The following is a 24,195-nucleotide window of genomic DNA, read 5'->3' on the forward strand; positions in this document are numbered from 1 at the left end:
ATAAGTTCATTCAAAACCATAGGAAAAAAGGTTGAGACCGGGTATTCTCAACCTCTTCGCATCTTACTTAAATTGATCCGGCTGACCTTTATAGTTAGCCCAGTCCTGACTTAAGAAACGATTGTTAATCTTGTATTCAGGGGCAGGTTGAGGGTTGGAGACAAAAGGATCAACTGCTTTATCAAATACCAACCATCCATTCCAGCCCATATGAATGGTATCTTGCATAAAGTAGGGTTTATCACCATCTTTAGAAAAATCAGCAATATGGGTAAAGCCTTGACTTTCTAATTGGTAACGGATTTTTTCAACTGTCCGTTGATACATTTCTTTACTCAAACCTGTATAGGCCATCCATTTAGAGTTAACTGGAGGGATGACAAATATCACATTGGTTTTCGATTGAGCAAACTGATCCAAGACCAGTTGTAAATCATTGTATTCTGGAGATTGCTCATAGGATTCATTCTTTTGGAATCCTTTGAGTTTCTTTAACTTACTTGCAAGTCGATGGTTGTAAAAGCTATTACTAATGCCTAGTTTGTTATTATTGGTTTTCTTTTTGGCTTCCGCAGTCGCTACCTCTTCCAAAGCTTCGTAAGAAAATGTATCTGGCAAGTCATTTAAGCGAGAGAGAACTTTCTTCTCATAGTTGCTATTGTTCATTGCCGTAAAGGTGCTAAAGAAGGCATCCTCCCGACGAACAAAGCGCATGAGGGTCTGATTGAGACCTTTTTCAAAACCAGATAGGTTTTGACCTTTCGCTAGCTTCTGAACTTCTCCCTGCATAGCAACATTAGGATACTGTTGCAAAAGACGAGACGCCGCATACTGGCTTGCTGGGCCAGCTTCTTGGTTGGCCAAAAAGCTAGTTAATTGATCGCTGTTAAAGTATTGCTGAAAGGCCGACGAATCATAGCCATCCTTCGTAAACCACTGGGGCGATACCACATAGACAGCGGTTTTTCCTTCTAGTTGAGGAAGAATTTGCTGCATCCCAAAATATTGGTTCAAAGACGCTGCCCCTCGTTGACCTAGAAAATACGGACGATAAGAGCGATCATACTTCTCAGCTAGTACTGCTGGGTGGACGATGTCAAATCGCAACCATTCGCTGGAACCAAAGAAGGGTACAAAACGATAGTTGGGATCCCCGAGCGCTTCTTCCTTACGGGCACGACTTTTAAAGCCTTCTGCCGTCAAGCTCACTGCGGCCTTTTTCTCCTCTGTCAGATTATGTTTGTGGTTAATCGGATAGAAAAAGAGAAGAGTAGCGACAAGAGCCATGGCGCAAAAGACTGGACCCAGAATCAGCCACAATCGTTTAAGCATTCTGAAGCTCCGTTACACCTTCTACGATTTTGTTGGCAGTATTCCAGTCATCACGACCAAATTCAGATACTGGAACCCGAATATCGAAGCGGTTTTCCAATTCAACAATCAACTCAACGGTTCCCATGCTATCAAGAACACCCGCATCAAAGAGATCCTCATCCATCATGTCTGAGACATCTTCCATAAACAATTCGTCAATAATTTCAATTACTTGTGATTTTACATCCATTTTTCATTTTTCCTTTTCTTATTTCATTTTTGGAAACCATTGCTGATCCAAGAAACCTGAGAAGATCAGGAAGGACAGCATAACAGTGTTGAAGGTAATAAAGATTCCAAGAGCCTGAGTCCAGCGATTATCTGGCAGGGGCTCAAGTCCTTTTGCTTTGCGCTCTTTATTCAGTGTCTTCTTCTTCCGAAGCCAGGCATCATTAATCACGAGACCTAGACCGTGGAAGAGGCCATAAGCAACATAATACCAGGTCACTCCATGCCAGAAGCCCATGACCAACATGTTGATGATATAGGCAACGTTTGACGTTGTAATCCGACTCTGAAAGACCTTGTTGCGCATCAAGACCATGACCAGACGCATAAAGACAAAGTCACGGAACCAGAAGGACAAGCTCATGTGCCAACGATTCCAAAATTCCTTTAAATCACGCGATTTGAAGGGGAGGTTAAAGTTGATTGGGCTCTTAATCCCCATCAAGTTGGATGCCGCAAGGGCAAACATGGAATAGCCTGCAAAGTCAAAGAAGAGGTCCAAACCAAAGACATACATCACCCCTAAAGTTCCTAGGTTAAAGACGCCCCCTTGAAGAAGGGCATAAGTCTTGACATGACCTAGCAAGAGATGACCAAAGATATGAGCTAGAATGAACTTATAGAGGAAGCCAAGCATGATATACTTGACGCTCTGCTCCAGCATATCGAGGAGCTCATCCCGATCTGGAATCGTTAGGTAATCTTCATTGAAGCGTTTGAAGCGGTCGATTGGCCCACTTGAAAAAGTCGGCATAAAGAGCAAGAAACGCAAGAATTCCCAGAGACTAAATTCTTTGAGGGTCCCATCTCGCATCTCGATAATCATCCCTACCGCTCGGAAGGTCAGATAGGAGATCCCAAGGAATCCCATCCAAGACTGGGTCCCATCAATGGCTGGTTGCACCTTCACAAAAACCAAGGGCAAAACGACCAAGAAAGAGTGAAGGTAAAAGATCCACTTGCTATCACGCTGGCTTCGATAGAATTTATAGGAGTAGACCCAAAGGATTTCCCAAAAGAGGTAGAACAGAACCGCATAGATTTGTTTCAAATCCGTCCCTGTCAGCATCAAAACAATAAAGGCTAGACTGACCAAGGCTTCATAGACTGGGAAACGCTTTTTAAAGAAGAGGCCAACAAAGATGGGCAATAAGGCCCCAATCAAATAAATAAAGTAGACCGGGGTGCCATAGGGTTCTAAATGAGGGAGCTGTTTCAAAAACTCGATCATCGGTTGTTAACCTCGCTAATCAACCCTTTGATGTCGATTTTCCCATTTGGAGTTAGCGGCAAGCTGTCACGGTAGAGGAATTTTGAAGGCATCATATAAGACATCATGATGTGTTCCAAATCTTCCTTAATGGCTTTCGTGATATCAATTTCGCGCTCAAATTGTTCTTTGACCCCATCTTTTAAGATGACATAGGCCAAGAGATTTTGCACCTTGTGATCTTTGTTGTAGCGCGGTACTGCGACAGCCGAGTCGATGTACTGAGACTTGTTCAAGTTTTGAGAAACATCTTCTAGCTCAATACGGTAGCCGTTAAACTTGATTTGGAAATCCATCCGTCCACCATAGAGAAGAAGGCCTTCATCCGTCATGGTTCCGACATCTCCCGTATGGTAGGCTGGAAGACCTTCAAATTCGAAGAAGGCTTCTGCTGTTTTCTCTGGATTATTCATATAACCTTTTGAAACAGCTGGACCAGATACGATGATTTCCCCTTGCTCTCCATTTGGCAATTTATTGCCTGCCTCATCAATGATGAAGGTTGGAGAATCTTCTTTGGTATAACCGATTGGCAAGCGTTTAAGAGTCGCTAACATCTCATCTGTGATTGCTACTGCCGACAAAGCAACGGTTGCTTCTGTTGGCCCATAAGCATTGATGATGCGCGCATTTGGGAAACGCTCGCGCAATTTCTGAGCGGTTTTCACGGTCAACTCCTCCCCATCAAAGTAGAAATGGGTGATGCCTGGCATCTTTTCAGCATTGAAATCCTCAGACAGCATAGCCATATCTGCGAAAGATGGTGTTGAAGTCCAGATCGCAATCGGAAGAGAAAAGATGGTTGCAAAGAGTTGTTTGAAGTCTTGAGTGATGGCTGATGGAAGGGCAAAAAGCGTTCCACCAAGAGCCAAGGTCGGTGCCCAATACATGACAGACAAGTCAAAGGAATAGGGCGGTTGCGCCAACATTTGCGGACGCTCTGGCGTCGCAAATTCCTTGTCTGTGATCATCCAGTTAGTAAAGCTGAGCAAGTTATCATGCGAAATTTGCACCCCTTTTGGTTTTCCAGTTGTCCCTGAGGTAAAGATGATGTAGTAGTTATCATCCCCTTTGACCGGATGTTGCAAATCATAAGCATTCTGAGCCGCATAAGCTTCACGCACTTGCTCCAAAGACATGATCGGAGCAGCTGGGTTTTCGATTGGGAACTCATTGATGGCAATGATCAGGCTTGGCTCTGCTACTTCAACAATAGCAGACACACGCTCCAAGGCCGAATGGCTATCAATTGGGATATAAGCATGGCCAGATTTGGTCAAGGCCACAAAGGTTGCTAACATTTCATATTCTTGGCCACCAAAGACCACAACAGGGGACTTTTCAGGAAGTCCCATTTGGTCGATGTGAGCTGCTAAACTATCTGAGTCTGCCTTCAATTGGCCATAGGTATGCTCTTCTCCAAGGACATTGTAGACAGGATAGTCTGGTTGCAGTTGGGCGAAGCGCTCAATCGCCTCGATCATATCAGTAATTGGTTGGTTTGACACGGTAGGGATCTCCTTTAGAATTCATTGTAGATAAAGCCACCCTGACCTTGACCAAGGTAACTAAAGAAATAGAGTAGGGCTAAGAAAATAGCGAAATACAAAATTGTTTGCCCTATAAATTTATAAAGTGTTTTATGTTTCATCTTTTTCACTCTTCATTTTGATTTTCACTGACTATTTTACCATTTTTTGTTCAGTCATAGCAATCCAAACACAAGGAAAAAATACTAGAAAACGTTACCATAAGAGACGATTACTTTCCTGATTAAAGCCAACCGCTATCTAAGCATTATCTTGCCGTTTCGCAACTCTGGCGAATCAACTCCAAACACTTGTCTAGATCTACATCTCTTTCAAAATGGTCGGGACTCCAGGGAACCTCTATATCCGGCTCCACACCTTGATCCGTCATTCCTTTTCCTTGATCCAAGCTTAGACAGCGAGAAGTAGGAAACATCAATCGATAATCGCCATAATCAACAGTACAACAATTGGAATAGTCTAAAATTCCTAGAGTTGGTCTACCTACCACCGTTACCTTCTTAAACTGCTTCATCATCTGGACAAAATTATCACCAGATGATCGACAATAAATATCTGATAAGATAAAGATCTGTTCGGGATATTGGCCACCTCTAACCTCTGGGAAGAATTCCTCGCTTTCTTGCTGATACGGCACATAGCCTTTTCCCCGATGGCGTAGTAACCCCTCTTTCATAGCTTCAAGTAGTTTAGCTGTTTCAGGACTAATTTCTTCCTGTTGCATCCAGTCCTCAAAATCCTTTAAGCGTAAGTCGACATTGCGTTCCGTGTAGAGAATTTCCATGCCATCATCGTCCCAGTCAAGCGAATCATAGCCCTGATCCTTCTCTAAGCCTAGATGTAACAGAGGAAGATATAAAGAATCTGTCCCTCCGCCGTTCTGTCGGACATCAATGAGAAGAAACTTGACCTCCGTCATCATCGGTAAACACTCTTGATATACCCGACTAATGGCTCCTTCATCCATAAAATTATCCAGACGAAGATAAAGAATCTCATCGTCTAATCGTTTCCAAAAAATCTGATCTTGGATTGGTTCTCGACTGGGTGCTACTTCAATGGTCTTTTCTGCCCCTTCTCGAAGCAGGGTGACCCTTGTGGACTGAGAGACCAAATCCGCCCATTCTCGGTAGTGTCTTTCAGGGGTCTTACTGATAAAATAGTCCTTATGAAGAGACGCCACCTGCTCCAAGTCACTTCCATCCAAAGCTAAGATCTGATCTCCTACTTGAAGTCCCGTATCTTCATTTGCCCCTTCTACAAAGAGACCGTCGTCTGTCGAGCGCAATAAAAAACCTTTGTTGGGGGCCTTTTTCTTTCCAAAGGAAACATGGCCGATCACTCCAAAACTAGCTAGGTAGGACCTGACTTGATAAAGAAAGGCATCATCCGTCATATCATCTGTAATTTTTTCTCGAAAAGGCTCTGGATCGCATCCTTTTCTATCTTTGATGGTAGATGAATCTTGAGTCATAATAGAGACGACATCTTCAAAAATAGCAGTCTTTTTCATAAAGGATCCCTTCAATTTTTTAGAAACAGTATACCACTTTTCCTTAAAAAGTTCTTAAACCCCTAAAAAGAGGCTGGGACAAAAGTCCTAGCCTCCTCGCTTCAAATAAGATCACAACGAGCTGTCCCTTACAGGAGAGAAAGATTGTATGAAATAAATACCTACTTCGTACAGCTTCTCTCCTATTTTTTCGTGCTTTTCAATCTTTTATAGTGTACAATAGAAGAAATGATGATCTATGATTAGAAAGGGATTTACATTATGTCTAAAAAAATCACTCTCCTTGCAACTCTCTTTTTGAGTCTTTTCTTCTTGACAGCCTGTATGTCTGATTTTCAATCATATTTCAAACCGGAAGAAACAAGCACTGGTTCCTCCTCTAAAAAACAAGAGAAAAGTGAAAAAGAAGCCTCATCTTCTAAAAAATCATCTAAAGCTAGCTCTTCGAACAAAGAAAAGAAAGAGTCTAAGACAAAAACCAGCTCAAGCAAAAAAATGGAGGTGTTCCCTGCCAATGCTAGCGAAGCCCCCAAGGACAAGATCTATGCAACTGGTGATTCTGTCGTTTACTATAAAAAATATGACGGTGGATTAAAAGTGCATACACCTGATTTCGAAGGCTATACAACAAAAATAGTCAAAAAAATTCTTGGTAAACCTGAAAAAACCCATGTTGATTCAAATTATATGCTCGAGACCTTTTCAGAAAAGGAAAAAGAAAACCTTGTTAATCTCTATCAAGAGGGCCTTTTAACTGACGAGCAACTCCATGCTTTTTGGGCTGGTGTAGTCGATCTAGCTCAAACGGCTCAATTAGAGCAAACTTTTACAGTCTTTACCTACAAAGAAGGACAAGTTCAACTTGTCTTTAAGGGTGACAACCTTGTCTATGTTACTCCAGATCCTGAAGTGCTTTATTTTAACTAAGAAAAATCCCCTTTCTCTTCAGAGAAGGGGATTTGTTTCACATGAAACTATGGATAGAGGTAGTTTAGTCTTCTTCCATCTTTTGAGGTTGATAGGCCAGCATTCCTAAACCAATACACAGCATCAAAACCAGGGTAAGGAAGGTGACTTGCCCGCCTATCTGACCAGACAAGGAAATGGTTTCCCTTAGTCCCGATACGGTATAGCTCATCGGCAACAGCGGATGAACGGTTTGGAAGAAACGATTAGTGAGGGCAAGCGGATAAGTTCCTGCACTAGAAGCCAGTTGAAGGAGCAAGAGAATCAAAGAGATAAAAGCTCCTACCTTGTTGTTCCATGTCGTTAAGGCCGTCACCATGGACATGAAGGTCACACTTCCTAGCACACAGAGGAAAAGTGTCAAAGCTTCATGGTTTGCTGCCATCCCTAGCAGATGAACAGCTCCGTAGACCAGGACACCAGCCAAGACAGCAATTATCCCGTTCACTTCCAATCTCGATTTCAGCCAAGCCCAACGACTTTCTGGATGACGCCCAGATGGCAATTTGGCAAAAATCATATTGGTAGAAAGAGCAGCGACGAAAAGGGCAACTGATATCATATAAGGCGCCATTCCCACTCCATTCACTGAAACATTATCATGGTCTGTCTTTGAAAGGGTAATTGGATCTGACAATACGCTGGCATTTTCTTTTTTAGTGCTAGCGCTATTTAATTGGTCCTTAGCCGAACTCAAGCCTTGACTGAGATTCTGACTACCTGTTTGGAGATCCCCCAAGCCCCCGACAAGAACTTGGCCTCCTGTCGCTAATTGACCAGAGCCATCAGCTATTTTACTTGCACCATCCGCCAATTGATAAGAACCTGATAGTAACTGAGCTGATTTATCCGATAACTGATCGACTCCTGATACGAGTTGATCAACACCGCTAGCTAAAACTGGTGTTTGAGTGTTTAATTGACCAATCCCACTGGCCAGTTGTCCAGCACCTGTTGTTAATTCGCTAGACTTACTAGTCAATTGGTTGGCCCCTGAAACTAATTGGTCCATTCCCATAATCAGAGTTGGCATCTTTCCATTTAGTTCTCCCAATCCTGTTGCTAGTTGACTGCTTCCAGATACCAAATCCGCAGATTTCTGCTCCAGTTGACTGGTCCCCGCACTCAATTGAGTAGCGCCTGCTATCAAGGTGCTACTATTATCATTAAGCTGACTAGCTCCGCCAGCTAACTGGTCCACCCCTGTCGTATAGAGTTGCACTCCTTGGTTGAGAGTTTGGCTAGCTGGTAGAAGTTGCTCTGTCACTGCTATCTGCACGGAGCTCAAGCTAGTTGAAAGAGTATTCAAGGTAGACGAAGCTGTTGGCAAGATCTGATTGGCACTTTCTTTTACTGTGGCCAAGGGACTCTCGGTCGTTAAGCCTTCTTGCAAACCTTGAACGGTAGTTAAAATCGCTTGAGCAGCAGTCTCCGTCGTACTTGAAGCAGCAGACACAGCAACCGTCAGTTCTGCCTGTTGTTCGGCTGTCATCGATTGATAGGCAGCAGTAGCTTGAAGATTGGCTAGTACTGAATTGCGGTCAGCCTGTGCTGCAGCTGAAATCCCTTGAGCAGAGGTGGCAATGGTTGCCAATGCTGTGCTGAGTTGACTAGTATCTCCGCTCGTGTTCTGAATAGCTTCATTTAATCGGGTGAGGCCTGCTGTTAATTGGGCAAGCTGCTCTTGTTGACTTGGTGACGGAGAAAGTTGTGTAGATAAGGTTTGAATTCCTGTTTCTAACTGAGACACTCCATTTCTCAATGCTTCCGATTGACCACTTAATTGACTAGCTCCACCACTGAGAGTAGCAAGCCCTGTGCTATAGTTTGTTAGACCATTCGTCAAATTGCTAGCACCAACATTCAACTGACTGACTCCTTTTGTGTAGGTATCCAGTCCTGTTGTGAGAGTGTTCATTCCTGTATGCAATTGGCCAATTCCAGAGGCTAACTGAGGCGTTTGACTAGCCATTTGGTTCAAACCATCTCCAAGTTGTCCAACACCAGACGTATAGGCCGTCAGTCCACTACTAAAGGAGGTAAAACCATTATGAAGTTGCCCAACTCCCGATACGAGGGTCGGAACTTTCTCCTTCATTTGGTGAAGACCTGTCGCTAATTGACCAACTCCATTGGTGTAGGCCAAGAGTCCTGTGCTAAGAGTCTGTGCCCCATTTGAAAAAGACAGACTAGAATTGGACAAGGTTGTCAAATGGTCTGTCAGGGTTTGCCCACCCTCTTTTAACTGACCAGCACCGGTTGCCAGCTTTTGACTTCCTTCAGCTGCTGTTCCCATCCCTGTCTTCAAACTCCCCATCTTTTCAAAAAGAGCGTTTGTATAGGTTTTGGTTACATTACTAGCAACGGTTTGCTGAATTTTTATCATGGCTGAATCACTCATCTTACCAGCAATAAAGCTATGGCCACTAGATGTTTGGTAGGCAATGGTCATTTGTTCGGGATGATTGGTTAAGATAGATGCCGCTTTAGCGGATAGATCTTGGGGCAAGGTCACCACCATATAATAATCACCCTTTTTCAGTCCTTCTTTAGCTGCTGTTTCATCTACAATATGAAAATCCAGGGCATCACTCTTCTCAAAATTGGACACCATGTCTTTTCCAATTGTTAATTCTTGTTCTTGATAACGAGCTGGCTGATCTTGATTGACAACTGCTACCGGCAAGTCCGAAACCTTGCCATAAGGATCCCACATAGAAGATAGAAAGATCACATTATAGAGAGCTGGTATCAAAGCAACCCCTAACATCACAACCATAACGGTCGGTTTTCTAAAAATCACTTTCCATTCCTTAAACATTTTTTGTCTCCTTTTTATACACAATGTCTAATTTTTTGATATAATTGATTATACAGTTCTTTTGAAAAACCGCAAGTTAAAAAGGAAATTTTTGGACACTGTGTATAATTTTGTATATAAAAGAAAGGGACTAGAATGGTTACCGAAAGCAACAAGCGAATAAAAACAAAACGGATCATCCAGGAAGCCATGGTTGACCTGCTTCATAGAGAGTCCTTTGATGAGATTTCAACCGTTCAGTTGGCAAAAGAGGCTGGTATCAGCCGGAGTAGCTTCTATACCCACTACCGCGATAAGTACGATATGATTGAGCGCTACCAACAGGAATTTTTCCACAAAGTCGAATACATCTTCGACAAACAGCAAGATGATAAACACCAAGCTGTTACCGAAGTTTTCGAATTTCTCACCAAGGAGCCCCTCTTTGCTGTCCTTCTAACCGAGAATGGGACAAAAGAAATTCAATCCTTCTTGCGGCATAAGCTACAAGTTCTACTAGTTGATAGCTTGCAAGAGCGTTATGGCCATCGATCTTTGACCGAAATCGAGAGAGACTATAGTTCTGTCTACCTCACCAATGCTTTCTTTGGAGTCTGTCAAATGTGGGTGGCGCGAGGCCAAAAAGAAAGCCCGCAACAAATGGCTGACTTCCTATTAAAAATGCTGGAATAAAAAAGAGACCTCGGTCTCTTTTTCTATTATCCTTCTTTAGTTCCCCGCTCCTAAAAATTGATCTACAAAGAAACTGAAGTAAGATTTTTCTCCTGTGATCAGAACACACTTCCCTTCCAAACCGTAACGTAGAAGTTTAGCCTCATGATCCTTGAGACGAAGGACTCCCTCTATTTTGAAAAAGTTCCCCTGTTCTGTCCGAGTTGCACTCGAAGCAATTGAGCTAATACGGACTTCTAACGTAATTGGTTTTTGTTTACTTCCCTGTGTGCTAAAGCGAACCCGATCTCCCACATGAATCGTGGCTATATCTTTTGAAGGAATATAGGTGACAATCTTGACTTCTTTTTCTTTCTGAATGAGAGGATAAACTACAGCCAGAGGAGTCCCTTCCGCTACAATACTCGCTCCTTTTGTTTCATCATTCAAATGAAGCACCCCTTCATCCTTCGCTAGAATCCGAGTCTTCTGAAGAAGAGTTTCTTGTGTTTTTACCTTACTTTCTAGATCTGCGATTTGCTGAGAAAGAAGCAGAAGATCTTGTCCAACTTTACTCAATTGTTGAGCTTTCAGGGAGGCTATTTGACTATCTAAACTGGTCGAAAAAGCTTGTTGGCTCCCGGATCCCGCATATTGGATTCGATAATTAGAAATACTCGCCTCTAACTGCTGGATTTGACTATCCAACTGGCCAATAAAAGAAGCTTGTGCTTGAGCGTTTTCCTCTCCGTGTGCTTGCTGAGCGTAACTCTGGTAGAAAGAGTAAAGTGGATGAGTCGCATCCAGACTTCTCCCCTCTAGTAGAGCTGATTTTAGACTATGGTAATCAGCTAAGCGCTTCTCTTGGTCTTGGATAACTTGGCCAATTTCTGCTTGACTGGAACTTGCACTGGCATTTTGAGAAGCAATGGTTGCATTTTGTTGATGGGCTTGAGCTTGGAGAATCGCTATCTGTTGCTGGTAATCCTTAAACAGCTGGTCATAACCAAAATGCTCATTTCCTGTAAACTGGCTCTCCCCTGTCTCAATGCTCGTTTTCAACAATTTTAATTGTTCCTCCTGTTTCTTTAAGAGGTCTAGCTGTTGCGTTAAGCTCATTCCTTGTTGTTTTTCCTGGTCCTCTTGGTATTCTACCAAGATTTCTCCCTTCTTAATCTCTTTATTTTCCTTTAGATGGTTGACTTGAATGGGAGAATTACTGGTTGATTGGATTTGATCAATCACGCGCGTAGCTTCAATTGTCCCTCGACTAGACAAGGTCACTTCCTTCTTGGCAAAGACAGAGAATCCCACAACAAAAAGTAGTAAAAGAAAACAAGGGACTACCCATAAACTAGCAAAATTATGGAAACGTTTCTGATAGAATTCTGCACTTTCAAAATATTTTTCGTTCATCATACTCTCTTTTTTCTCCTAGTCCTCTCTTAACAAGTAACTAAATGGCTGTAATAGCCATTCTTTTTCAGTAGTTCTTCATGGCTTCCCTCTTCCTTAAGACGACCTTGGTCCATGAGGAAGACTTTTTCAGACCGTTCTGCAATCGTTAACCGATGGGCGATAAAGATAATGGTCTTATCTAAGGCCATCAAGCGGTCCACAATTTTCTTCTCCGTCAAGATATCTAGGCTGCTGGTCGCTTCATCCAGAATCAGAATAGGAGCATCCGTTAACAAAGCACGCGCCAAAGCAATCCGCTGCCGTTGTCCACCAGAAATTCCCATACCATCCGTTGTTAATTCCGTTTGGTAATTGAGGGGCATGCGCTCAATATCTTCTCGAATTCCTGCGATTTCAACAGCGCGCAAGATATCTTCCTGACTAGTTCCTTCCCGCGCTCCTAGTAACAAGTTCTCTAATATTGTGCCATTAAAGACATAGGGCTGCTGGGGTAAATAATTGATTTGCTGGCGGAGCAAGGTTTTATCCACTTGCTGGATATCCCTTCCTCCCAGACGAATCGTTCCTTTAGTGGGTTGGTAGAAATTCACCATCATTTTAGCTAGCGTTGTTTTTCCAGAACCTGAAATACCGACAAAACTTACCTTGCTCCCTCTTTTGATTCTTAAGTTAATATCTGTTAGAACATTGGCCCCGAAACCGTACTTGTAATCTACTCCCTCAAATACTAGATCACCATCGAGAGCCTCACGCTCTTGAAGGGGCTTCTTCTCTGCGAACTCAGAGTCTATCAGATAGACTTCATTCAGACGGGTATTAGCTACTCGGGCGGCTTGAAGTTTGGTTTGGAGGTTGATCAAATTCTCTAGAGGCCCTGTGAAATAAACAAGGAGAGTATTGTAAGTAATCAGCTGACCCAAACTCAATTCTTGCTTCATGACCAAATGAGCTCCCATCCACAAGACCAAAACATTCAAAATCAACTGAGCCAAGTGCTTGAGCCCCTTTTGAAGACTTTCCGCCTTGCTCATGGCAAAGGACTTCTTCAGATAATCCACAAATTCTGAGTCAATCTTTTGATAACGACTACGCTCACTGGTAAGAGACTTGATGGTTTCAATCCCATTGATATCTTCGATAATAGAAGAAGACAAGACACTATTGGCTTCCATAGTTTCATTATTTAAGCGCTCAAAAGGCTTCATAAAGGCAAAAATAATGACTGCATAAATCGGCAGCAAGAGAATGGTCAAGAAAAAGAGATGAGCATTTTGACTAAACAGGACTACTGATAAAATCAGGACGATGGATAGATCCAAAAAGATTGAAAGCAAGGTACTAGCCAGAGCATCGATAATGCGGTTGGCATCTGTAAAACGCGACACCACTTCCCCTGTCCGTCGAGTTGCAAAGAAACTCATAGGCAACCGAAAAACATGCTTAATATAGGACAGAATGACATCAATAGACAAGCGTTGGCCTAAAACAAGGAGCAAGTAATCTTGCGCGTAGGTGAGGATTTGCTGTAAGATGTAAACCACAATCAAACCTAGTGAAATCACAGTCAAGGTCTGCTTCATCTGATCAGGCACATAGGTATCAATAATTGATTGTAGGTAGTAAGAACCAACAATATTGATAAGGGTTACCAATAAAGTTGCAAGAACAATATGAAGGACCAATTGTCGCTGTTTAAACAAAAGAGGGACAAAGTCTAGGAGCCCATTTTTCTTTTCCTTACTAGGTTGATAGGCCGGAGTCGGGGCCAAGGCAATGACAATCCCTGTCCATTCCTTTTCAAACTCTTCGATCGTCAATTTGGTCATCTTTACTTTTGGATCTGGATCTGCTACGTAAAGATGTTTTTTATCTTTCTTATACACTACGTAATAATGAGGGAGACGCCCATCCTTGATCACGTGGACAATCAATGGATAGGTCACTCCTTCTAAGTCAAAAAGAGTGCGGTCTGCTCGGAAGGCGCGTGTCTCAAAGCCCAACTCTTCAGCTACCTTGACCAAACCTAAGGCGGTCGTTCCATCTGCAGTCGTTTTTGCCTTCTCCCGCAGACTAGCTAAAGAATAGTATGATCCATAGTAGCCAAAGACCATGGCTAAAGCTGCAACACCACAGTCTCTCATGTCAACTTGTTGGCGATAATGTTTTTTCTTAAATCCCATAAGAACCCTTTCCAATCGTTTGTTTTATCTTAACAAAAAGAACTACCGGAGAAGAAAAAATCGCTATTTGGTTTATTATTTTAGGTATTTGGTCATAAAAATCTCCAAATCAGGAGAATGATCATTTATTTTGAAAAAGAAAAACCGCCTATTTTTACAGGCGGTCATTTCTTTCTATGAAGCAAGCATAGGGAACAAATATCTAAGCAAACCCAGAAATCAACAGTTTAAGACAAAGCAAAAAGCCCACAACCATGGGCTTTTCGTAAGATATATCTTAAAATTAAAGCATTTTGTTGTAGAATTCAACCACAAGTGCTTCGTTGATTTCTGGGTTGATTTCATCGCGTTCTGGCAAGCGAGTCAATGAACCTTCCAATTTTTCAGCATCGAATGATACGAATGCTGGACGTCCAAGAGTTGCTTCAACAGCTTCAAGGATAGCTGGAACTTTAGCTGATTTTTCGCGAACTGAGATCACTTGACCTGGAGTTACACGGTATGAAGGGATATCAACGCGTTTTCCATCAACAAGGATGTGACCATGGTTAACGAATTGACGAGCTTGACGACGAGTAGTCGCAAGTCCAAGACGGTAAACAACGTTATCCAAACGACGTTCCAAAAGAAGCATGAAGTTGAAACCGACAGTTCCTTCTTTGATCTTAGTAGCTTGTACGAACAAGTTACGGAATTGTTTTTCACCAAGTCCGTAAGAGAAACGAAGTTTTTGTTTTTCAGCTAATTGCAAACCGTATTCTGACAATTTTGAACGGTTGTTTGGTCCATGTTGACCTGGTACGTAGTTACGACGTGCCAATTCTTTACCTGTACCTGTAAGTGACAAGCCAAGACGGCGAGATTGTTTCCAAGATGGTCCTGTATAACGTGACATATGAAATGTCCTCCTATAAAAATAATTTTTTGTAGGAAATAACGTTTTAGACAAACCTGATTCGTTCAGAAAGCCTTCGCCCAAACAGCAAAGGTTACTTTTCTAGCTGGCTTCCTGTTGACGAGCTTCATTTTGTCCTGCTGTCATTTCGCACAAATTCTATTATACCACCAATACCAGTCCTTGTAAAGTTGCTTTCTCGTTTTTTTGTATTTCTTTCTATAAGTGAAAAGTAAAATGGGCGCTTCTAGCTAGCGACTTTCTAAATCGCTAATTTCTGACTTCGATTATCATGTATTTCCTTTTCTATCCTCTCATTTTTATTTTGTTTACATGAATCTTTACAACTTTTTTACAACTTGTCAAGCATGATTGTTTTAACAGTCTCCCAAATAACCCTATTGTAGCAAGATTAAGAACAAAAGCCTTTAAAAGATTCCCTGTCTATTATTGACATATTTGATTGTAAAATTGACAGCTTTGTCAATATTTTTACATAACTATAACGATCATATAATTAAAAAAACCATCTCCGAGAAGAGACGGTTGAAATTTGTAGCTCACCCTAACCAAATTAGTCTAAGTAATGAATCAGATTTTTCTCAGTTAAAATATCTGAGTAAGTGTAAGATTCGACATAGGTTGTTGCTGGTTCACCAGGTAAACTATTTTCATTTGTGTATTCAATAATAAACAAAGAAGGATAGACTTCAATTAATCGACCAAACTTATTTTTTTGACGTTTACGGCCATTTTCCAAGGTCATTTCTACAATTTGACCTTCATGAGCCTTGATTTCTTCTTTGATTTTTTTCATTTTTGCTACATCAGTAAATGCATCACTCATCCATTATTCCTCTACTCTCTTTGATATGCTGGAGAATTTATTATATTCCTTTTGGAAGATTAACTCCACTGTTCCACGCGCACCCGAACGGTTTTTTTCAATAATGACTTCAACCTTATTATTCGGCATGCCTTCTTCTTCCTCACCCGCACGTTCATAATAGTCATCTCGATATAGAAAGGCAACAATATCTGCATCCTGCTCGATGGATCCTGACTCACGAATATCGGATAGAACCGGACGTTTATCTTGTCGTTGTTCGACTCCCCGAGATAGCTGACTGAGGGCAATCACAGGAACCTTTAATTCTTTCGCCAAAATTTTTAATTGACGAGAGATTTCTGAGACTTCCTGTTGACGGTTTTCACGTCCAGTCCCAGTAATCAACTGCAAGTAGTCGATGAGGATTAGACCGAGATTACCGGTCTCTTGTGCTAATTTCCTAGAACGAGACCGAATTTCTGTAATCCGAATACCGGGAGTATCATCTATATAAATGCTTGCATTGGCTAGATTTCCTTGTGCAATTGCATATTTTCGCCACTCATCGTCTGTCAGCTGACCAGTACGAATGGAATGGGATTCAATCAAGCCCTCTGCTGCCAACATCCGGTCTACCAAACTTTCAGCACCCATTTCCAGCGAGAAAATAGCAACTGTTTTATCCAACTTGGTTCCGATATTTTGAGCAATGTTTAGAGCAAAGGCAGTTTTACCAACCGCTGGACGAGCTGCAAGAATAATCAACTCTTCTTCATGAAGACCTGTTGTCATATGATCAAGATCTCGATACCCCGTTGCAATCCCAGTAATATCCGTTGTCTGCAAAGACCGAGTTTCAAGACTTCCAAAGTTGATATTTAAGATATCCTTAATATTCTTGAAACCACTCCGATTAGTCTTTTCACTAACATCAATCAGAGCTTTTTCTGCACCTGCAATAATCTCATCCGACGGACTAGCTCCATCATATGCTTGATTTATACTCTCCGTTAAACGAGCAATCAAGCGTCTTAGCACCGCTTTTTCAGAAACAATCTTTGCGTAATATTCCGCATTGGCTGAGGTTGGAACAGAGTTGATGACTTCGGCTAGATACGAGAGACCACCGATATTTTGTAAATCCCCTTGACTATCTAGAATATTGCGAACTGTAGTCGCATCAATAGCATCTCCCCTGTCTGCAAGGTCAATCATCGCCTTAAAAATTAACCGATGGGCATATTTAAAGAAATCTGCTGGCTCAATAAACTCACGAACAAAAACCAGTTTTCCCTCATCGATAAAGATGGCTCCTAAGACAGATTGCTCTGCTTGGATATCTTGAGGCTGGGTTCTTAATTCTTCTATCTCAGCCATAGTCATTCCTTTCTAACGATTTACTTAACCTTCATTTACTCGAATTTGGATAACACCTGTAATATCCTGATAAATTTTAACAGGCACATCAATCAAGCCAACAGAGCGAATTGGGGAAGCTACTTGAATGTGACGCTTGTCGATTTTGATCCCAAATTGTTTTTGTAGTTCTTCTGCAATTTTTTTATTGGTAATCGAACCAAATGTACGTCCATCAGGACCAATTTTTTCTGTAAATTGGACAACGGTCGTTTCTTCTGCTAATTTTGCTTGAATTTTTTTCGCTTCTGCGACTAGTTCCGCATGGGCTTTTTCTTCAGATTTTTGCTTACCACGAAGCTCCCCAATCGCTTGGGCGTTGGCTTCCTTGGCTAAATTCTTTTTAATCAAAAAGTTTTGAGCATAACCTGTTGGGACTTCTTTAATTTCCCCTTTTTTTCCTTTTCCTTTTACATCTGCTAAAAAGATAACTTTCATTCTTCTTCCTCCTTATCCTTTTGGACCTCTTCTCGAATACAGTCAATCAACTGGGCACGAACCTGATCTATTGTTACATCTGACAATTGAGAGGCCGCAGAATTAAAGTGGCCTCCGCCTCCCATTTGCTCCATAATCTTTTGCACATTAACCTTGCTTCTGCTTCGAGCTGAAATGGAAATGCTTCCTTGTTCATTCAGAGCAATAACAAAGGTAGCTTCAATTTTGGACATGGCCAACATACTATCCGCTGCTTTACTAATGGTGACTGTCCCATAAGGAACATCTTCTGCTCCCGTTGCCACAATAATATGTGGGAAGACCATTTGACCATTTAGGATCAATTCATTTACTTCGCGGTACTCATCGAAGTTAATAGCTGAAATTTCCTGGATGAGGACACTATCACTGCCTCGGCTTCGCAAATAACTAGCTACATCAAATGTACGACTTGTCACACGAACTGAGAAATTCTTGGTATCCAACATAATACCTGCCATCAGAACACTGGCTTGAATCTTATTCAAGCGGTTCTTCTTAGAATTCTGGAACTGAAGCAATTCAGTAACCAACTCACTCGCACTACTTGCACCACTTTCAATATAAGTGATCATGGCATTTTCAGGGAAGTCTTCATCCCGTCTATGGTGATCAATGACAATGACTTGGGAAAACTTCTCATACAAATCATTTGAAAGCGTAAGAGCTGTCTTCGAATGGTCCACCATAATCAAAAGGGATTGATCGGTTACCATCCTTAAAGCATCTGAAACCGTTAATAGTTTAGTCGCTCCATCAGATTGAATTTTTTCAACCGCTCGTTTGATATCCTGAGCCATGGACGTATCATCATAAACTGCATAAGAGCGTTCGTTGATATTGTATGCAAATAATTGCATCCCAATCGATGCTCCTAAAGCATCCATGTCTAATTTTTTGTGGCCAACAACAAATACCTGATCAACCGATTTAATTTTTTCAGAAATAGCTGTCATCATAGCACGAGTTCGCGTACGAGTGCGCTTGATAGAAGAAGCTGTCCCACCTCCAAAGAAAATAGGATCCTTACCTTCTTCTCTTTCTTTCACAACCGCTTGATCGCCTCCTCGAACTTCAGCTAAGTTTAGATTCGATAAAGCAACTCTACCAATTTGATCATGATTGCCGTCCCCGTATGAGAATCCCATACTTACCGTAATTGGTAATTCACGATTTTTTGCTTCCTCACGGAATTGGTCAATAATAGAAAATTTGGATTCTATTAATTGTTCAAGGACCGTATAGTCGGTAAAGAGATAAAAACGATCCATCCCAACTCTTCGGTAAAACATATGGTATTTTTCAGAGAATTCTTCAACAAAGTTTGCAATAAATCCATTGATGCTACTGATATCTGAATCAGACACAACATCTTCTAAGTCATCATAGTTGTCTACAGACATAATCCCGATAACCGGTCTAGTGGTAACAAGACCGACGTTGGCTTCGTACTCGCTTGAAGCATCAAAAAAATAAACGACACTAGCTTGGGAATCCAGATAAACCGAATATTTTTTATCCCCAATGGTTGCGTAATGGCCTTTCCCCTCAAATGGAATTGCCAAAACTTGTTGCAGGTATTCCACATCAAATTGTCCATCCTCAGTGGAGAAAATCAACTCCGCATAGGGATTAAACCACTCGACTTCATTGGTTTCACCGTTTACCTTAATCACACCAACTGGCATTTTATCTAGTAGCGAGGCCAATCCATTTTCAGCCTGATGATTAACATATTGAATTTGTTCTAACTCATCTAACTCTACTTGCTTTAATTGATGAAGAAAAAGATAGATGACACCGGAAAGGATCAACAGAATCACAAATAAATTTGCAATTGTGCCACCCATTAATCTGGAACTGATGGCTAATATAATAAATGCTAACAAACCTACCATACAATAATGGATAGGAGTCATACGAAATTTTTTCATCATAAACCTCTGTTGGGCCATTATACCATAAAATATAAGAAAAAGCGAGGCCAGTCAAGCCTTTCCGCCAAACAAATGGCTAAGATGGATCATGGATTGATTGATCACTTGTCTAACACTGTAAAGAATCTTTACACCATTGTAAACAAACTATAAAACGAGAAAAGAAGTAGCTCTTCAGCCACTTCCTTCACATATTTACATCCTCATCAAGTTAGGATTCTTTTTCTTGGTTTTTCGAAATACTCCGACTCTTGCCTTCAAGATAAACCATCAAGATAGAAATATCAGCTGGGTTGACACCTGAAATCCGACTAGCTTGACCAATGGTCTCTGGATTAATCAGTTTGAACTTTTGACGAGCTTCTGTTGCGATGGAGTCAATATCATCCCAGTCAATATTGGCAGGAATTCGTTTTTCTTCCATTCGTTTCATCTTTTCAACCTGGTCTAAAGCTTTTGAGATATATCCCTCATACTTAATTTCTGTTTCAATCAGTTCGATGATCTTATCATCTAACTCTTCCGCAGCAGGTCCGATAAAGTTGACAACATCTTGATAGGATACCTCTGGTCGACGTAAAAATTCTTTGGCAGTAACTGCATCTGTTAATGGTTTGAAGCCAAGTGCTGTAACTTTTTCATTGGTTTCCTTTACAGGTTTTAACTTGATACTGTCAAGACGTTTCATCTCATTTTCAAACTGATACTTCTTGGTTTCAAAACGGTTCCAACGTTCATCGTCAACCAAACCAACCTCGCGCCCAATTTCTGTCAAGCGCATATCTGCGTTATCATGACGAAGAATCAAGCGATACTCAGCACGACTAGTTAACAACCGATATGGTTCGACTGTTCCTTTGGTCACCAAGTCATCAATCATGACCCCGATATAGCCATCACTCCGTTTCAAAATGAGTTCTGGTTTCCCTTGAATTTTCAGAGCCGCATTAATCCCTGCTACAATTCCTTGGCCAGCAGCTTCCTCGTAGCCAGATGTTCCATTAGTTTGGCCCGCTGTAAAGAGACCTGATATTTTCTTTGTTTCTAAAGTTGCTCGTAACTGATGTGGAAGAACCATATCGTACTCAATTGCATAACCGGTACGCATCATCTCAGCATTTTCTAGCCCCTTAATTGAATGAACTAGTTCTCTTTGCACGTCTTCTGGTAAACTGGTTGACAAGCCTTGGACATATACTTCTTCTGTATTGCGTCCTTCTGGTTCTAGGAAAAGTTGGTGACGTTCCTTGTCAGCAAAGCGAACAATCTTATCTTCAATAGATGGACAATAACGAGGACCAACACCCTTTACAACACCTGTAAACATAGGGGCCCGGTGTAAATTGCTGTTGATAATCTCATGGCTTTGACTATTGGTATAGGTGAGCCAACAAGGGATTTGATCCTTTAAATAATCCTCGTCACGCGAATTGTAAGAAAAGTGATTTGGATTTTCATCACCAGGTTGAATTTCCGTTTCTTCATAATTGATTGACGATGCCTTGACACGAGGAGGCGTTCCTGTTTTGAAACGACCAATTTCAAGTCCTAGGTCTCTTAAATTATCAGCCAGTTTAATCGAAGCAAGGCTGTGATTTGGTCCTGACGAATACTTGAGATCCCCGATAATAATTTCTCCTCTGAGAGCTGTCCCTGTCGTGACAATAACAGCCTTGGCTCCATAGGCTTGATGAGTCGCTGTTACAACTCCTCTGACCTTCCCGTCTTCGACGATGATCTCATCAATAACTGATTGGCGAAGAGTCAGATTTTCTTGGTTCTCAACCGTCTTACGCATTTCCTTAGAATAAAGTTCCTTATCCGCTTGGGCACGAAGCGCACGGACTGCTGGACCCTTTCCTGTATTCAACATCTTCATTTGAATGTAGGACTTGTCAATATTCTTGGCCATCTCTCCACCGAGGGCATCTACCTCACGGACCACAATCCCTTTTGCAGAACCACCAATCGAAGGATTACAAGGCAAAAACGCCAACATTTCTATATTGATGGTTGCAAGTAGAACTTTACAACCCATCCGGCTCGCAGCAAGTGAGGCTTCTACACCCGCATGTCCTGCTCCGATTACAATAATATCGTATTCTTCTATAAAATTATAAGTCATCTTTTCTCCTATTTCTCCAGCTGTATGTGTTGTAATTGTCCGTTCCAATCTGGTAAGGCCGTTTTTAAAAATGCCGGCTTCAGGTCAACAGTAGATAAGGCCTCTATAGCAAGCCACCGGCAAGGTAAGGACTTTGTATCTTCCTGCATGGTTAAAGGGGCATCTTCCAGCAAGTCCACCAAATAATGAAATTCAATATTATGGTAGTGGATTCCAGCTTGATTAAAGCGATTTTCAACAATGAAAGCTAGCTGACCAGCTCTAGAAGCAACGCCAAGTTCTTCTTTGACTTCCCGAACCACAGCATCTTCTGTAGCTTCATTCACTTGAAGAGCGCCACCGATTGTATAGAAACCATCCTTGTCTTCTATAACTAACAATCGACCATTTTCTACAATTAAAGCAGTTGCTCTCACACCAAAAACCGTCTGATTCAACTTGGTCCGAAAATCCTGTTCTTGCATGTTACTTCCTTTCGAAACGACACAAAAATAGTCAAAACTCTGAGAAGTGCAGGACAAAAAAGCCTGCAACATCCATGAGCTTTGACCATCATTTCTATTGCTTTTCTTATTGTAGCAAATTGAGAAAATTTGTCAATTTAAATATACTGACAAACTTCTCCATCCCGGTAAGCATTGTCAATCAAACCACCTCCGAGACACTCTTCACCATCGTAAAAGACAACAGCCTGACCTGGTGTAATGGCCCGTTGAGGTTCTGCAAAAATAACCTCAGCCTTGTCACCCTTGACATGAACCGTCACTTTGGAATCTGGCTGGCGATAGCGGAACTTGGCTGTACACTCTAGTGTAAACTCTTCTGGCATATCTCGTGTAAAGTGAACTTGACTAGCTTGTAAACTTGTTGACATGAGTGCTTCATGATAGAAGCCTTGACCGACATAAAGAATATTTTGACTCAGATCTTTACCAACTACAAACCATGGGGCATTGTCCCCACCTTGTTGACCACCAATTCCAAGACCACCCCGTTGACCGATTGTGTAATACATCAAACCAGCATGTTCGCCCATATCACGTCCATCTACAGTCATCATTCGGCCTGGCTGGGCAGGGAGGTAGTTACTGAGAAACTCTTTAAAATTCTTTTCACCGATAAAGCAGATCCCAGTGGAATCTTTCTTTTTAGCTGTTGCCAATCCAGCCTCTTCTGCCAAACGGCGAACCTCAGGCTTTTCCAAATGTCCCAATGGGAACATGGTTTTTTGAAGTTGCTCCTGAGACAACTGGCTTAAGAAATAAGTTTGATCCTTCCCATTGTCAACGCCACGTAGCATATGAACAATGCCGTCCTCATCTCGTGCCACGCGCGCATAATGCCCTGTCGCTACATAATCGGCACCGAGAGTCATGGCATAATCTAAGAAGGCCTTAAATTTGATTTCCTTGTTACACATGACATCCGGATTTGGTGTACGGCCTGCACGGTATTCTGCAAGGAAGTATTCAAAGACGCGATCCCAGTATTCTTTCTCAAAGTTGACAGAATAGTAAGGAATGCCAATTTGGTCTGCAACTGCTGCTACATCTTTGTAATCTTCCGTAGCTGTACAGACCCCATTTTCGTCTGTGTCGTCCCAGTTTTTCATGAAGATGCCAATGACATCGTAACCCTGTTGCTTTAACAACAAAGCCGTTACAGATGAATCGACACCACCACTCATTCCAACAACAACACGTGTGTTCGAGTTATCACTCATAGATTTCTCCCATCTTTTCGTTTCTCACGATTGAAGGTCGTGGTTTGCTTCAACGATTGAAGGTCGTTTTGAGCATTATCAATTGTAACACGCTTTATAGTAGAAAACAAGCATCTTGCCATCCTTCTTATTGGCTATTGTATCTATATGTTTACAAGTCTGTAAATCAAAAAAGAGTCCAATTGCTGAACTCTTTCATCTACTTTAATACCAGCCATTGGCCAGCCAGTAGTTTTTAGCCGCCGACCATGATCCATATCGGTTTACAACATATTGATTGGCTACTTTTTCCTGATTTTCTGGTGATAAGTCACCGTTTAAATAAGAAAGGGACAACTGGTAACGACCATAATATTGGCCATTTTGTGCCGTGTAACTGCCACTTGATTCTTTCTGGGCAATCCATTCTTTAGCCGCTGCATCTTCGGCACTCAAGCCATCTGAAGTAGATACCGTAGTTGTTGCTTGTGTAGTGGTAGGTTTACTAGTGCTAGCTTTCTCTGTAGAATTAGTTGTTGCCTTCTCATCTTCAATCTCTAGAACTTGACCAACTGTAATGAGGTTAACATTGCTAATCTTATTTTTCTGAGCAATCGCATCAACCGTTGTATTCTTCTCTTTAGCAATAGCTGATAAGGTATCACCTGACTTTACAGTGTAAGATTCTGCACTGGCAAGGACGGGAATAAACATTCCTGATAATAAGCTCAATCCGATTACACGTTTTACAAAGATTTTTTTATTCATGGTTTTACACTCCTTTTCTGTATGTTCTTTATCTTACAGAAGAAATGTTTCAGAAACTTTATGAAATCACGTCA

At 41.6% G+C, this 24,195-nt stretch carries 20 protein-coding genes; 2 read left to right on the forward strand and 18 right to left on the reverse strand.

All coding sequences use genetic code 11. The features are described 5' to 3' along the window. Positions 1 to 63: 63 nt before the first annotated feature. The 6 genes from dltD to I2C87_RS06395 form a co-directional block, all read right to left on the reverse strand. Positions 64 to 1,332 (reverse strand): D-alanyl-lipoteichoic acid biosynthesis protein DltD, encoded by a 1,269-nt coding sequence (gene dltD, locus I2C87_RS06370; protein WP_195324262.1) that lies wholly within the window; start codon positions 1,330 to 1,332, stop codon positions 64 to 66. Then, positions 1,325 to 1,564, reverse strand: coding sequence for a D-alanine--poly(phosphoribitol) ligase subunit DltC (dltC, locus tag I2C87_RS06375; RefSeq protein WP_061564509.1), 240 nt, complete (start codon positions 1,562 to 1,564; stop codon positions 1,325 to 1,327). Before dltC ends, dltD begins: the two co-directional genes overlap by 8 nt. An 18-nt stretch (positions 1,565 to 1,582) precedes the next feature. Further along, positions 1,583 to 2,833, reverse strand: a complete 1,251-nt coding sequence (gene dltB, locus I2C87_RS06380; protein ID WP_195324263.1) for a D-alanyl-lipoteichoic acid biosynthesis protein DltB — start codon at positions 2,831 to 2,833, stop codon at positions 1,583 to 1,585. Next, positions 2,830 to 4,380 (reverse strand): D-alanine--poly(phosphoribitol) ligase subunit DltA, encoded by a 1,551-nt coding sequence (gene dltA / locus I2C87_RS06385; RefSeq protein ID WP_195324264.1) that lies wholly within the window; start codon positions 4,378 to 4,380, stop codon positions 2,830 to 2,832. The genes dltB and dltA overlap by 4 nt, the downstream gene beginning before the upstream one ends. 14 nt (positions 4,381 to 4,394) lie before the next feature. Then, positions 4,395 to 4,523 carry a teichoic acid D-Ala incorporation-associated protein DltX gene (locus tag I2C87_RS06390; RefSeq protein WP_006595368.1) on the reverse strand — a complete coding sequence of 43 codons (129 nt, stop codon included), beginning with the start codon at positions 4,521 to 4,523 and terminating at the stop codon, positions 4,395 to 4,397. A 146-nt stretch (positions 4,524 to 4,669) separates the two neighbouring features. Then, entirely contained in the window at positions 4,670 to 5,935 is a 1,266-nt protein-coding gene (locus I2C87_RS06395) for a S41 family peptidase (RefSeq protein ID WP_195324265.1), read from the reverse strand. Between the two features lie 261 nt (positions 5,936 to 6,196). Here I2C87_RS06395 and I2C87_RS06400 point away from each other — a divergent pair, with 261 nt between their 5' ends. Next, entirely contained in the window at positions 6,197 to 6,862 is a 666-nt protein-coding gene (locus tag I2C87_RS06400; RefSeq protein ID WP_229039010.1) for a DUF4947 domain-containing protein, read from the forward strand. A gap of 64 nt (positions 6,863 to 6,926) precedes the next feature. Here the strand turns inward: I2C87_RS06400 and I2C87_RS06405 are convergent, their stop codons facing one another. Continuing rightward, positions 6,927 to 9,722, reverse strand: coding sequence for a YhgE/Pip domain-containing protein (locus tag I2C87_RS06405; protein ID WP_195324266.1), 2,796 nt, complete (start codon positions 9,720 to 9,722; stop codon positions 6,927 to 6,929). A 135-nt stretch (positions 9,723 to 9,857) separates the two neighbouring features. Between I2C87_RS06405 and I2C87_RS06410 the strand changes: the two genes are divergently transcribed. Continuing rightward, positions 9,858 to 10,394, forward strand: a complete 537-nt coding sequence (locus I2C87_RS06410; RefSeq protein ID WP_006595361.1) for a TetR/AcrR family transcriptional regulator — start codon at positions 9,858 to 9,860, stop codon at positions 10,392 to 10,394. 36 nt (positions 10,395 to 10,430) lie between these two features. Here I2C87_RS06410 and I2C87_RS06415 read toward each other — a convergent pair whose 3' ends face one another. The 11 genes from I2C87_RS06415 to I2C87_RS06465 all read right to left on the reverse strand — a co-directional run bounded on the left by I2C87_RS06415 (position 10,431) and on the right by I2C87_RS06465 (position 24,121). After that, a complete protein-coding gene (locus I2C87_RS06415; protein WP_123159936.1) occupies positions 10,431 to 11,792 on the reverse strand; it encodes a bacteriocin secretion accessory protein in 1,362 nt (453 codons plus the stop codon). 26 nt (positions 11,793 to 11,818) lie between these two features. Continuing rightward, positions 11,819 to 13,972, reverse strand: coding sequence for a peptide cleavage/export ABC transporter ComA (gene comA / locus I2C87_RS06420; RefSeq protein ID WP_123159937.1), 2,154 nt, complete (start codon positions 13,970 to 13,972; stop codon positions 11,819 to 11,821). A gap of 283 nt (positions 13,973 to 14,255) precedes the next feature. After that, on the reverse strand, positions 14,256 to 14,867 hold the full coding sequence (rpsD, locus tag I2C87_RS06425; RefSeq protein WP_003009175.1) for a 30S ribosomal protein S4: 612 nt from the start codon (positions 14,865 to 14,867) through the stop codon (positions 14,256 to 14,258). A gap of 574 nt (positions 14,868 to 15,441) precedes the next feature. Then, positions 15,442 to 15,714, reverse strand: coding sequence for a Veg family protein (locus I2C87_RS06430; protein WP_006595358.1), 273 nt, complete (start codon positions 15,712 to 15,714; stop codon positions 15,442 to 15,444). A gap of 3 nt (positions 15,715 to 15,717) precedes the next feature. Then, on the reverse strand, positions 15,718 to 17,073 hold the full coding sequence (dnaB, locus tag I2C87_RS06435; protein WP_023024763.1) for a replicative DNA helicase: 1,356 nt from the start codon (positions 17,071 to 17,073) through the stop codon (positions 15,718 to 15,720). Positions 17,074 to 17,097: 24 nt separating this feature from the next. After that, positions 17,098 to 17,550 (reverse strand): 50S ribosomal protein L9, encoded by a 453-nt coding sequence (gene rplI, locus I2C87_RS06440; protein WP_023024764.1) that lies wholly within the window; start codon positions 17,548 to 17,550, stop codon positions 17,098 to 17,100. Then, positions 17,547 to 19,526, reverse strand: a complete 1,980-nt coding sequence (locus I2C87_RS06445) for a DHH family phosphoesterase (protein WP_123159938.1) — start codon at positions 19,524 to 19,526, stop codon at positions 17,547 to 17,549. Before I2C87_RS06445 ends, rplI begins: the two co-directional genes overlap by 4 nt. Positions 19,527 to 19,737: 211 nt before the next feature. Then, positions 19,738 to 21,651, reverse strand: coding sequence for a tRNA uridine-5-carboxymethylaminomethyl(34) synthesis enzyme MnmG (gene mnmG / locus I2C87_RS06450; RefSeq protein WP_023027415.1), 1,914 nt, complete (start codon positions 21,649 to 21,651; stop codon positions 19,738 to 19,740). 8 nt (positions 21,652 to 21,659) lie between these two features. Continuing rightward, complete coding sequence (locus I2C87_RS06455; protein ID WP_123159939.1) at positions 21,660 to 22,115, reverse strand: NUDIX hydrolase; 456 nt, start codon at positions 22,113 to 22,115, stop codon at positions 21,660 to 21,662. 137 nt (positions 22,116 to 22,252) lie between these two features. Beyond that, the gene (gene mnmA, locus I2C87_RS06460) at positions 22,253 to 23,374 is read right to left on the reverse strand and encodes a tRNA 2-thiouridine(34) synthase MnmA (protein WP_023027417.1); all 1,122 of its coding nucleotides are present in this window, start codon (positions 23,372 to 23,374) and stop codon (positions 22,253 to 22,255) included. 204 nt (positions 23,375 to 23,578) lie between these two features. Next, a complete protein-coding gene (locus I2C87_RS06465; protein ID WP_195324267.1) occupies positions 23,579 to 24,121 on the reverse strand; it encodes a LysM peptidoglycan-binding domain-containing protein in 543 nt (180 codons plus the stop codon). Between the last annotated feature and the right edge of the window lie 74 nt (positions 24,122 to 24,195).

Origin of the sequence: Streptococcus sp. 1001283B150225_161107_H12 (assembly GCF_015552665.1) — a bacterium.
Taxonomy (GTDB): domain Bacteria; phylum Bacillota; class Bacilli; order Lactobacillales; family Streptococcaceae; genus Streptococcus.